This is a genomic window from Pseudoxanthomonas sp. USHLN014 (assembly GCF_037153335.1).
In the GTDB taxonomy this organism is placed as follows: Bacteria; Pseudomonadota; Gammaproteobacteria; order Xanthomonadales; family Xanthomonadaceae; genus Pseudoxanthomonas_A; species Pseudoxanthomonas_A winnipegensis.
This window is the reverse complement of the sequence record NZ_JBBCKO010000001.1, coordinates 741,521-753,336: the sequence shown is the minus strand read 5'-3', so window position 1 is coordinate 753,336 and position 11,816 is coordinate 741,521. Positions and strand designations below refer to the sequence as shown.

At 71.3% G+C, this 11,816-nt stretch carries 8 protein-coding genes; 2 read left to right on the top strand and 6 right to left on the bottom strand.

Annotation, left to right across the window (positions count from 1 at the left end):
• Positions 1 to 20: 20 nt before the first annotated feature.
• Both pfkB and ptsP read right to left on the bottom strand, forming a co-directional pair.
• Positions 21 to 968 carry a 1-phosphofructokinase gene (gene pfkB / locus WFQ05_RS03450; RefSeq protein WP_337052639.1) on the bottom strand — a complete coding sequence of 316 codons (948 nt, stop codon included), beginning with the start codon at positions 966 to 968 and terminating at the stop codon, positions 21 to 23.
• The gene (gene ptsP, locus WFQ05_RS03445) at positions 965 to 3,472 is read right to left on the bottom strand and encodes a phosphoenolpyruvate--protein phosphotransferase (RefSeq protein WP_337052637.1); all 2,508 of its coding nucleotides are present in this window, start codon (positions 3,470 to 3,472) and stop codon (positions 965 to 967) included. The genes pfkB and ptsP overlap by 4 nt, the downstream gene beginning before the upstream one ends.
• A 155-nt stretch (positions 3,473 to 3,627) precedes the next feature.
• Here ptsP and WFQ05_RS03440 point away from each other — a divergent pair, with 155 nt between their 5' ends.
• Together WFQ05_RS03440 and WFQ05_RS03435 are read left to right on the top strand one after the other, a co-directional pair.
• Entirely contained in the window at positions 3,628 to 4,617 is a 990-nt protein-coding gene (locus WFQ05_RS03440; RefSeq protein ID WP_337052636.1) for a LacI family DNA-binding transcriptional regulator, read from the top strand.
• A gap of 120 nt (positions 4,618 to 4,737) precedes the next feature.
• Positions 4,738 to 6,243: a serine hydrolase gene (locus WFQ05_RS03435; RefSeq protein WP_337052635.1), complete on the top strand. Its 1,506-nt coding sequence runs from the start codon at positions 4,738 to 4,740 to the stop codon at positions 6,241 to 6,243.
• Positions 6,244 to 6,283: 40 nt separating this feature from the next.
• Here the strand turns inward: WFQ05_RS03435 and WFQ05_RS03430 are convergent, their stop codons facing one another.
• The 4 genes from WFQ05_RS03430 to WFQ05_RS03415 all read right to left on the bottom strand — a co-directional run bounded on the left by WFQ05_RS03430 (position 6,284) and on the right by WFQ05_RS03415 (position 11,795).
• Positions 6,284 to 7,648 carry an NAD(P)/FAD-dependent oxidoreductase gene (locus WFQ05_RS03430; protein ID WP_337052633.1) on the bottom strand — a complete coding sequence of 455 codons (1,365 nt, stop codon included), beginning with the start codon at positions 7,646 to 7,648 and terminating at the stop codon, positions 6,284 to 6,286.
• Positions 7,649 to 7,676: 28 nt separating this feature from the next.
• The gene (gene kynU / locus WFQ05_RS03425; protein ID WP_130531561.1) at positions 7,677 to 8,945 is read right to left on the bottom strand and encodes a kynureninase; all 1,269 of its coding nucleotides are present in this window, start codon (positions 8,943 to 8,945) and stop codon (positions 7,677 to 7,679) included.
• 77 nt (positions 8,946 to 9,022) lie between these two features.
• Positions 9,023 to 11,149, bottom strand: a complete 2,127-nt coding sequence (locus tag WFQ05_RS03420) for an FUSC family protein (protein WP_337052631.1) — start codon at positions 11,147 to 11,149, stop codon at positions 9,023 to 9,025.
• A gap of 115 nt (positions 11,150 to 11,264) precedes the next feature.
• The gene (locus tag WFQ05_RS03415; protein WP_337052630.1) at positions 11,265 to 11,795 is read right to left on the bottom strand and encodes a 3-hydroxyanthranilate 3,4-dioxygenase; all 531 of its coding nucleotides are present in this window, start codon (positions 11,793 to 11,795) and stop codon (positions 11,265 to 11,267) included.
• Positions 11,796 to 11,816: the final 21 nt, after the last annotated feature.

Below are 11,816 nucleotides of genomic sequence, written 5' to 3'. Positions count from 1 at the left end.
ATGTGCCGGGCCGCGAAGGGTCAGGCCACGCGTTCGATCCGGACCTCGTCGGCCCAGGCGCGGACCTGGGCCGGATCGAGCCGGCGGGCATCGCCGCTGTGCAGGCGGCTCATGGAAAAGGCGGTGGCCCGCTGCGCGCAGCCGGCCAAGTCGAAGGACGGCTCCAGCAGCGACGCGGCGATGCCGGCCACCATCGCGTCGCCCGCGCCGACGGTGCTGCCATCGGCCAGGCGCGGCGGCCGGGCGAGCAGGGCGCCGCTACGATCGAGGAACAGGGCGCCGTCGCTGCCCATGGAGATGGCGACCAGCGACACCCCGCGCGCCAGCAGGGCGTGGCCGGCTTCCAGCACCGCGTCGCGATCGTCCAGGGACTGGCCGGTCCAGGCTTCCAGCTCGTGGCGGTTGGGCTTGACCGCGAACGGCACCGATTCGCCGTCCAGCGCGGCCACCAGCGCCGGGCCGCTGCTGTCCAGCAGCACGCGCGCACCGGCAGCCTGCACCTGGGCCTGCAACTGCGCCCAGGCGGTGGAGGGCAGGCCGGCCGGCAGGCTGCCGGACAGGACCACCGGCATCTGCGGCGTCAGCAGCGCCGCCAGGCGCTGGGCGACGGCGTTCAGGGCGCCGGCGTCCAGGCACAGGCCGGGCAGGTTGATGTCGGTGGTGCGGCCGTCGCGTTCGACCAGCTTGATGTTGGTGCGGGTCAGCCCCGGCACGCGCAGGCAGGCATCGGCGATGCCACGCAGCTCGAACAGACCGCGGAACACCGCCTCGTTGTCCACCCCGATCACGCCCAGCGCCGTGGTCGGCACGCCCCAGTCGGCCAGGCAGGCGGCCACATTGATGCCCTTGCCGCCGGCGTCGTCCCGGCTGCGCCCGGCGCGGTGCACGTGGCCCGGCTCCAGCGTATCCAGACGCACGGTCTGGTCGATCGCCGGATTCAGGGTGACCGTCAGCACGCGTGGGCTCATGCGCCGGCTCCCTCGAGCGCGCGGACCTGGGTGGCATCGGCGCAGGCCAGTGCCTGCCGCGCCAGCGCCTGCAGATCGGCCAGCGCCGCGGCGCGCAGGCGCGCCTTGACCGCCGGGATGTCGTTGGGCGTCATCGACAGCTCGTCCACGCCCAGGCCGGCCAGCAGGCAGGCGCCGAACGGATCGCCAGCCAGGCCGCCGCACACGCCGACCCAGCGCCCGTGCGCGCGGGCGCCTTCGACCGTGCTGTAAATGGCGCGCAGCACGGCCGGATGCAGGCTGTCGGCCTCGGCCGCCAGCTCGGGGTTCTGGCGGTCGATCGCCAGCACGTACTGGGTCAGGTCGTTGGTGCCGATGGAGAAGAAGTCGGCGTGCTGGGCCAGCAGGTCGGCCTGGGCGGCCGCGGCGGGCACCTCGATCATGATGCCGATGGGCACCTGCGGGGCGTCCAGCTCGGCGCGCAGCCGCTCGCAGATGCCGCGCAGGGCGACCAGCTCGGGCACCGAGGTGATCATCGGGAACATGATCGACAGGCGCGCGCCTTGGGCGGCGGCGCGGTACAGCGCACGCAGCTGCGGTTCGAGCAGGTCGGGACGGCGCAGCAGCAGCCGCGCGCCGCGCACGCCCAGGAACGGATTCTCCTCGTGCGGCAGCTCCAGGTGCGCCACCTGCTTGTCGCCGCCGATGTCCAGGGCGCGCACGATCAGCGCGCGCCCGTCCAGCGCGGCGGCCATGGCCACATAGGTCTGGAACTGCTCTTCCTCGTCCGGCGTGCTGCTGCGCTCCAGGAACAGGAACTCGGTGCGCATCAGGCCCACGCCCTCGGCGCCTTGCTCCAGCGCCAGCGGCACCTGGTCGGGCAGGTTGACGTTGGCGCCGATGTCGATGCGATGGCCGTCGATGGTCTGCGCCGGCTGCGCCCGCTGCTGGGCCTCGCGTTCGCGCACCTGGCGCTGCTCGTCGATCCAGGCGCGCGCGGCGGCCAAGTCGTTGGCCGAGGGCGACAGGTACAGGCGCCCGCTGTTGCCGTCGAGGATGGCCTCGGTGCCCGGCGCCACGGCCAGCAGGTCGGCGCCGCCGGCCACCAGCGCCGGCACGCCGAGCGTGCGCGAGAGGATGGCGGTATGCGAGGTCGGGCCGCCCTGCGCGGTGGCCAGGCCGAGCACGCGCTGCGGATCCAGGTTGGCCGTGTCCGACGGCGACAGGTCGGCCGCCAGCAGGATGCAGGGATGGTCGGGCAGGTCGGCCAGGCCGCCTCCGGCGGCGCTGGGATCGAGCTGGGCCAGCACCCGCCGGCCGACGTCGCGCAGGTCCGCGGCGCGTCCTGCCAGCACCGGGTTGCCCAGCGCCGCCAGGCCCGAGGCGGTCTGCTCGATGGCCTGATGCCAGGACCAGGCCACGCCATGGCCTTCGACCATCAGCTGGCAGGCGCGGGTGATCAGATCGGTGTCGTCCAGCAGCGCGCCCTGGGCCTTGAAGATCGCCGCGTCCGCCGCGCCCAGCCGGCGCTGGGTGTCGTCCTCCAGCGCCCGCAGCTGCTGGCGGGTGCGGCTGAGGGCTTGATGCAGCTGCGCGCCGCCTTCGCCCAGCGGCGTGGGGCGGTCGGCCACCTCGGTCTGCGCGCCGGCCAGCACATGCACCGGCGCGATCGCCAGGCCCGGGCTGGCGCCGATGCCGACGATGGCCGCCTGCGCCTCGGGCGGGGTCCAGCCGTTTACCGGCGCGGCGCGGCGCTGGGCGGCGCGCTCGGCATCGGCCTTCTCCTGCTGGATCAGCCCGTCCATCGCCTTGCGCAGGGCGGCCAGGGCGGGTTCGGCGTCCTGACCCTCGGCCGAGACCACGATCGCATCGCCCTGGTGCAGGCCCAGCTGCAGCAGCGCCACCAGGCTCTTGGCGTCGGCCGCCTGGTCGCCGGCGCGGACCTGCAGGCGCGCCACGAAGCGGCGCGCGGCCTCGGCCCAGCGCGTGGCGGGACGCGCGTGCAGCCCGTTGGGGTAAGCGATGGTCCAGTCGAAGCGATGCTCCAGGTCGCTGACCGGCGCGGCCGGCTGGCTGGCCGTCTCGCCCGAGAGCGCGGCGACGATCTGGCCCGCATCGGTGGTGGTGAACAGGCGCTGCAGCGTCGCCTCGTCCTGGATCAGGCGGGTCAGCCGGCGCAGCAAGGTGATGTGCGTGTCGGACTGGGCGGCGATGCCGACCACCAGATGGGTGATCTGGCCCGGATTCCATTCCACGCCCTGCGGCAGCTGCAGCACGGCGATGCCGTCGCGGCGCACCAGGTGACGGTCCTCGCCCAGGCCGTGGGGAATGGCCACGCCGTGCCCGAGGAAGGTGTTCGCCAGCTCCTCGCGGCGGGACATGCTGGCCTGGTAGCCCTCGGCCACGCAGCCGCCCGCGGTGAGCAGCTGGGCGACCTGGGCGATGGCATCGGCCTTGTCGCGGGCCTGGGCATTGAGGCGAACGAGTTCCAGCGCGACCGGCGCGGGGGAGGGTTGTGGCGACACGAGGAACTCCAAGCAGATCTCTTGGGACGCAATTGGGAACGTTCCCAGCCAAAATTTCAATGTGCACTGCACAAAAGCCAAAAGCCGCGGCCGCGCTACGCTGTGGCCAGGCCACGGCAGCCGTCACCGGCGAGGAAGCGAGGGAAACGATCCCAGTGAGCATCAGCATCAACGACGTGGCCCGGGTGGCGGGCGTGTCCAAGTCCACGGTCTCGCGCGTGATCGGCGGCGGCGCGGTCAGCGCCGAGGTCCGCGCACGGGTGGAGGCGGCCATCGCCCAGACCGGCTACCGGCTCAACCTGCAGGCCCGGCGCCTGCGCTCGCGCCACAGCGGCATCGTCGGGGTGATCGTGGCCGACATCCGCAATCCCTTCTTCACCGCCCTGATCCGCGCGGTGGAGGCGGTGGCCTATCAGCAGGGGCTGCGCGTCATGCTGTGCAACACCGACGAGGATCCATCGCGCGAAGCGCTATACCTGCAGATGATGCAGGAGGAGCGCATCAGCGGCCTGATCTTCGCGCCCACCCGCACCACCGTGGGCCGGCTCGAGCGCATGCAGTGGGACTATCCCACCGTGCTGGTTGACCGTGCGCCGGCCAGCGGACGGCACGACAGCGTGGTGATCGACAACGCCGCGGCCATGACCGAGCTGGTCGGGCATCTGCTGGCGCAGGGCTATCGCCGCATCGGCGGCCTGTTCGGCAGCACCAGCACCACCGCGACCGAGCGCCGGGACGGCTATCTGGCCGCGATGCAGGCCCACGGCCTGGCGCCGGACTACCGCGAGATCGAGCCCACGGCGGAGGCCGCCATCGCCGCGGTCGGCCCGTGGCTGGCGCAGTCGGACCGGCCGCGGGCGCTGGTGACCAGTAACAACCTGCTGCTGATGGGCGCGCTGCGTGCCGCGCGCGCGGCGGCGCTGTCCATCCCGGATCAGCTAGCCCTGGCCGGCTTCGACAACGAGCGCTGGACCGAGCTGGTCGAGCCCGGCATCAGCGTGGTCGAACAGCCGGTCGAGGAGATGGGCCGGGCCGCCATGTCGCTGCTGCTGGAACGGATGAAGTCGCCCGAGCTGCCCGTGCGCCGGCTGGTGATGGCCACGCGCTGCGTGCTGCGCGGTTCGACCGGCGCCGTGCAGCCCTGACGCGACGTGGCGGCTTGGAACCGCTCGGACGTGCGCCATCGGCCATGTGGATGGGGGCTCTAAACCCGCGCGCGCTTTCCCGCATCCAAGCGGCAGTCATCGAAACCCAAAGGTCCGTGGATGCGCCGTTTCAGCTTTGCTTTCGCCCCGAAAGGCCATCGGGTCCGGTTTCGCATGCCGCCCTTCATGGCAGCGCTCCTGGTGCTGCTGGCCAGCCTCTCGGGACAGGCCCTGGCACAGGTCCGACCCGCCGAGCTGAAGCAGTTGGTCGACAGCTACGCCACGAACCGGGGCTTCAATGGCGTGGTGCTTGTCGCCCAGCACGGACGTGTCGTGTACCGGGCCGCCTACGGGCTGGCTAACCGCGAATGGCAGGTGCCGAACGCGGCCGACGCGGTGTTCCGGATCGGCTCCTTGAGCAAGCCGATCACCGCCATCCTGGTCCTGCAACTGGTGCAGGAGCACAAGCTGCGGCTGGACGGAACACTGGGCGAGTATCTGCCCGCGCTCTATGGCGACACGCCCGCAGCCGCGGTCACGGTGGCGCAACTGCTCAACCATACCTCGGGCATCGTCGATGTCCCCAGCAGCTACGACGATCCATGGTGGCAGATCCAGGCACGACAATCGTTCGCGCCGCAAGACTTCGCCAAGGCGTGGATCCCGGGAAAACTGCAGAGCGCGCCGGGCACGGTGTGGCGTTACAACAACTCCGGCTACTTCCTGCTCGGCCTGCTCATCGAGCAGGTGACCGGCGCCAGCTATGAAGCGAACCTGCGAAGTCGGATTCTGGACAAGGCCGGCATGGCGCACAGCGGGCTGTATCACGCCAGCGAGGTCATCCCGCGCCTGGCCGAGGGCTATCAGACCAGGCCCGACCTCAGCCTGGTACGCCCCATGCCGATCGATCCGACGGTCTCGTTCTCGGCTGCCGGTCTGTATGCCACGGTCGACGATCTGTTCCGCCTGGACCGCGCCCTCTATGGAAACGCGCTCCTGGACGAGCGCTGGCGGCAGGCCATGTGGACCGACTACCGCTCGGAGTACGGCTATGGCTGGGGGGTGGAGCAGTGGCACACGCCGTCGGGCGGCACGTACAAGGTGGTGTCGCACACGGGCAGCGTGCCGGGTTACCAGAGTTTCTGGCTTCGCTCCGAACAGGATGAATCGATGGTGGTCATCCTGGACAACTACTGGCAGGGCGATACCGTGGTGACGCTGGGCAAGGACTTGATGGACGTGCTGCACGGCAAGCCGGTGGCGCTGGCCAGGAAGAACCTGGGCGACCTGCTGATTCCCCTGGCCCTGTCGCAGGGCGTGCCGGGCATGCGCAAGGCTTACGAGACGCTGGGCGCGAACGCCAGCCAGTACGACACTTCCGAAAGAGCGCTGAACACGCTGGGCTATCGCCTGCTGAGGATGCAGCGCGTGCCGGAGGCCATCGCGGTCTTCCAGTGGAATGCCAACGCGCATCCGGCATCGGCCAATGTGCATGACAGCCTGGGCGAAGCCTATCGCGCCGACGGACAGCGTGAGCAGGCGATCCGCAGCTACCGGAAGGCCTCGGAGCTCGCACCCGACGATGCCCGCCTGCGCGGCATTCTGAAGGAACTGGGAAGCCAGTGAACCGGCGAGCGGCGTCACCGGCGCCCAGGGTGCTGGCGCCTCAGACGGGCGAGTCAAGCGCTGGCAAGGTCTCCTGGATGCGCCGGTCCAGCAGGGCCCAGTCGATCTGCGACAGGTCCGCATGGCCGGCGGTCGCCTCCCGCAGCAGCTGGCGCTGGAGCTCGCTGCGTTCCAGCGCCACCGCGTAGGGGATGCGCATGAAGGTGACCATCGTGTAGTGCGGCACGAAGCGGTTCGGGTGGCGCTGCTGCAGCGCCTGCTCGAGCTGGCGCTGCAGCATGAAGTCCGCATCGTCCACGCGGTCGCGCATCTCGATGTAGTTCTCCAGGGCCATGGCCTGGATCGCCGCGGCATTGGGCTTGCGCTGGGCCTCGAAGGCCGCATAGGCCTGCGCCAGCGAATCGGCCCGGTCCAGCTGCTCGGCAAGCGCCACGCAGTCCTCGAAGGCGCAGTTCATGCCCTGGCCGTGGAAGGGCACCATCGCGTGCGCCGCATCGCCCAGCAGTACCGCGCGCCCGCCCAGGTGCCAGCGGTCCAGGTAGAGCGTGCCGAGCAGGCCGGGCGGATGCGCCTCCCAGTCGTGGACCAGATCGGGGATCAGGGGCAGGGCGTCGGGGAAGTCGCGTTCGAACAGGGCGCGGGCCTGCGCGCCGCTGGCCACCGTGGCGAAGCTCGTCGGCCCCTCGTTGGGCAGGAACAGGGTGACGGTGAAGGTGCCCTCGTCGTTGGGCAGGGCGATGCACATGTAGTCGCCGCGCGGCCACAGATGCAGCGCGTTGGGCTCGATGCGGAAGCCGCCGTCCTCGGCCGGCGGGATCTCCAGTTCCTTGTAGGAATGCCCCAGGAACTCGGTGCGCGCGCCCAGCGGACAGGCGCGGTCCATCGCCGCGCGCAGCGCCGAGCCGGCGCCGTCGGCGCCGATCAGCGTGTCGAAGCGGATGTCGTGCGGCGAGTCGTCGCGGTCATCGATGAAGCGCGCGTAGCCGGCGGGGAAGTCGACCGTATGCAGGCGCCGGTAGAACTGAATCTTCGCCCCGGCCGCCTCGGCCAGGTCGAGCAGGGCGATGTTGAGGTCGGCGCGGTGGATGGACCAGATCACCTCGCTGTCGTCGCGGCCGTAGCGCTGCAGCTGCGGCGCTTCGCCGAGCGCATGCACCATGCGCCCGCGCATCATCACCGCGCGTGCCATCACCGCCTCCTCGGCACCGGCCTGACGCAGGGCGTGGCGGCCGCGTTCGGCCAGGGCCAGGTTGATCGACCGCCCCGACTCGTAGCCCTTGATGCGCGGATCGCCGCGCCGTTCGAACAGGGTCACCTGCCAGCCGCGCTGCGACAGCAGGATCGCCAGCAGGCTGCCGGCCAGGCCGGCGCCGATCAGGGTGATGGGGCGTGCCGAGACGTTCAACGCATGGCGCCCGCTGTGGCGACCGGGCTCATACGCCGCGCCACAGTTCCACTTCCTCGACGAAGCGGTAGACGTCCTTGAAGCTGTTGTACAGCGGCACCGGCGAGATGCGGATCACGTCCGGCTCGCGCCAGTCGCCCAGCACGCCCACCGAGACCAGGTAGTCGAACAGCTCGCGGCCGCGCTCGCGCCCGCCGGCCACGCGCAGCGAGAGCTGGCAGCCGCGGCGCTCGGGCTCGGCCGGGGTGATGATCTCCAGCGTGTCCAGCACGCGCGCCTCGATCAGCTCCTCGAGGAAACCGGTCAGCTGTTCGGACTTGGCGCGCAGCGCCGCCATGCCGCCGGCGCGATCGACCAGCGCCAGCGAGGCCAGCAGCGGGGCCATCGCCAGCACCGGCGGATTGCTCAGCTGCCAGCCTTCCGCGCCCGGCGTCGGCGTGAACTGCGGCGCCATCAGGAAGCGGGTCTGCTTCTCGTGTCCCCACCAGCCGGCGAAGCGCGGCCGGTCGGTGTGCGCATGGCGCGCATGCACGAAGGCGCCGGCCACCGCGCCCGGCCCGGCGTTGAGGTACTTGTAGTGGCACCACACGGCGAAGTCCGCATCCGCATCGTGCAGCGCCAGCGGCAGGTTGCCGACCGCATGGGCCAGGTCGAAGCCGGCCACCGCGCCGGCCGCGTGCGCCAGCCGCGCCACCTCGGCCAGGTCGAAGGCCTGGCCGGTGCGGTACTGGATGCCGGGCCACAGCACCAGCGCCAGGCGATGGCCGTGCGTGGCGATGGCCGCCTCCAGCGCCGCCATCGAGATGGTGCCTTCGGCCTCGTCCGGCTCCAGCTCGATCAGGTCGGTGGCCGGGTCGAAGCCATGGAAGCGGATCTGCGACTCGACCGCATGCCGGTCGGAAGGAAACGCGCCAGCCTCGATCAGGATCGCCGGGCGCTCGCGCGTGGGACGGTAGAAGCTGACCATCATGAAGTGCAGGTTGGCGGTGAGGGTGTTCATCGCCACCACCTCGCTGGGCAGCGCGCCGACCACGCGCGCCAGCGGCTCGCGCACCTGCTCGTGGTAGGTCATCCACTGGCCCTGGCCGCGGAAGTGGCCCTCCACCGCCTCGTGCGCCCACTTGTCCAGCACCTGTTCGACCGCCTTGCGCGCGCCCTTGGGCTGCAGGCCGAGCGAGTTGCCGCAGAAGTACACCTGTTCGGTGTGCTTGTGCCGGGGGATCAGGAATTCCTGGCGGAAGCCGCGCAGCGGATCTGCGGCGTCCAGGGCGATGGCGTGCGTGCGGGCGTCGGACATGGAAGCTTGGGAACTTGAGCGAATCGAGGAAGCACCGGCGTCCGACAGCCTCGGAGCGCGCGGCGAAGCCTCGGAGTCTACCCGGGCGCGCCGCCCGCCGCCGCGACCGGGGCCGCAGAAGACCGGGCATGGCGGCGGCGCAGCAGGTGGGTGACGGTATCGACGCTGTCGGCGATGCGGTCGGCCGCATCGAGCAGGGCGAAGGCGGTCTCCTGCTCGTGCGGCACCGCCTCGGCCAGGCGGCGCTCGTCCGGGCGCAGGGTAGGGATCTCGGAGAACTTGCCGGTCTGGCGCAGATAGCGCACCTGCGCGCCCAGGGCCGCATCCAGCGCTTGGGCGAAGGCGCCAAGCTCAGGCAGATCGGGCAGCGCGGCGCCCTCGCGCAGCTGGGCCTCCAGCGTCAGCGGCGCGCGCATCAGGCGCGTGGCGTTGGCCAGCAGCGATTCGGCCAGCTGCGCTTCGTCGCGGTTGCCGTGGCGGCGCGGCTCGGCGCGCAGCCGGTCGATGGAGGCCTGCACATTGGTGCGCGCCGCGCGCGCGGCCACGCGGGTGTCGTCCAGCACGTCCACGCGCCCGGCCAGCAGCGCGCTCAGATGCCGCTGATCGGCCTCCAGCAGCGTCGCCAGTGCGGTGCGGGTGCGCTTGCCTTCCCAGGTGGGCCACAGCGCATAGGTCAGCATCGCCAGCGCGCTGCCGATCAGCGTGGCGACCACGCGCGCGCTCAGCGCCTCGCCCGGCGCGTAGCCCTCGAAGGACAGCAGCATCACCAGCATGCCGGTCAGCAGGGCCACGCCCAGGCCGTAGTTCATCTGCGTGGTCAGGCGGAAACCGAAGCAGAACAGCCACAGCAGCAACAGGCGCACCACCGTGCCGTCCATCGCGTAGTGGATCAGCGCCGTGCCGACCACCAGCCCGGCCAGGGTGCCCACCACGCGCCCGGCGCCGAAGCTCAGCGTGCCGCCGAAATCGGGCTTGAGCACGATCGCGGTGGTCATCGGGATCCAGGTCCCGTGCGGCAGCTTCAGCGTCTTCTCCAGCACCAGCGCGACCATCAGCGCGGTGGCGCAGCGCAGCGCGTGGCGGAACGCGGCCGAGGACAGCGTCAGGTTGGCGCGCAGCGTCACCCAGGGCGAATTGGGCCGCATCGATGGCGGCAGCCGCGCCTCGACCTGCTGGGCGTTGATCTGGCCCTGGCTGCTGGCCCAGTAGCCGTTGCGCACCAGCGCACGCAGCTGTCCGGCCAGTCCGGCGGCGCGGCCGCTGGCCAGGCGCAGCAGGCGCTGATCGCGGGTCGTGGCGGCCTGCTTGCGCGCGGCCTCGACCGCCGGCACCAGCGCCTGCAGCCGGGCCACGTCGGCCTCGGCGCGCTGCGGCGAGGCGGCCTCGCGCAGCGCGGCGGCCAGATGGTCGAGCACCAGGGCGGCCTGCTTGAGCACGGTCTCGAGCAGCTCGCGCGCCTTGGCGTCCTCCAGGCGCGCATGCACATCGGCCAGTGCCAGTAGGTCGATGCGGGTGCGCTCGCACAGCTCGGCCATGATGCGGAACGACTGCAGCGCCACCCCGCGCGTGTGGTGCTGGCCGTGCAGCAACAGCAGCGTGTCCTGCGCCGCCTGCAGGGTGGGCGAGGGCTGGCTGGCGTCGGGACGGGTGCGCGCGGTGATGGCCAACTGCTGCAGGATGGTCGCCAGGGCGAAGCGCTCGGGCCGGTAGCGCTGCAGCGGCCAGGCGGCCACCGCCATCACCATCTGCAGCAGACCGCCGGCGAAGATCAGCAAGGCCACGCCCGGCGCCTGCGCGGGCGACAGGCCCATGTTGGCGCAGACCATCAGCAGGATCATGCTGGCCAGGCCGTTGCGCGCGGCCAGCGGTCCCAGCGCCACCACCAGGCCGCCGGCGAAGCCCACCGCGAATACCGCCACCGCCAGCAGCGCCAGGTGCTGGCCGACCAGGATGCCGACCGCCGCCGACAGGCCGGCGATCGAGGCGGTCATCAGCATGCGCCGCATGCGCAGCCCGTAGGCGCCGGGCTGGTCGGCGAACATGGTCTGCAGCGCGCCGATCGCCATGCCGAGGCCGATCGCCGGCTCGCTGGCCCACACCCCGCCGGCCAGCGAGGCGAACACGGCGAAGGAGTTGCGCAGCGCCACGCGCACCGGGATATCGCGGGGCTTGAGGCGGATCAGGCTGCGCAGGAACGGGGACATGGTGGGGCGAGGCGTGAGCGCGAAGAGGTAAGGAGTGAGTAAAGCGAAGGCAAGCGCGCGAGGCCTAAGCCGCTACCGCTCACTCCTCACTCCTCACCGCACCACGCACTCCTGCTCACGTATCCGGCATCACATAGCGCGTCGGCGCCGGGTTGAGGTGACCACAGGCCTGGCAGGTGCGGTGCTCGCGCGAGGCGTAGAAGCGGTCGAACACCGGCGGGAAGTCGGTCTCGATGTTGCGCAGGGGGAAATACTCTTCGTAGAGCTTGTGGTTGCAGCGCTCGCAGAACCACAGCAGCCCGTCCTGCTCATCCGGCAGACGGCGGCGCTCGATCACCAGTCCGACCGAGTGTTCCATGCGCTGCGGCGAATGCGGCACGCGCGGCGGCAGCAGGAAGATCTCGCCGGCGCCGATCGGGATATCGCGCGGCGCGTCGTTCTCCTGGATGCGCAGCACCATCTGCCCCTCGAGCTGGTAGAACCATTCCGGCCCCTCGTCGTAGTGGTAGTCGGTGCGCGCGTTCGGCCCGCCGACCACCATCACGATGAAGTCGCCGGCGTAGATCACCTTGTTGCCGACCGGCGGCCTGAGCAGGTGGCGGTGTTCCTCGATCCAGGCCTGCAGGTTGAGCGGGGCGGGCAGCATGGCGGACTCCTGGGAACGAGG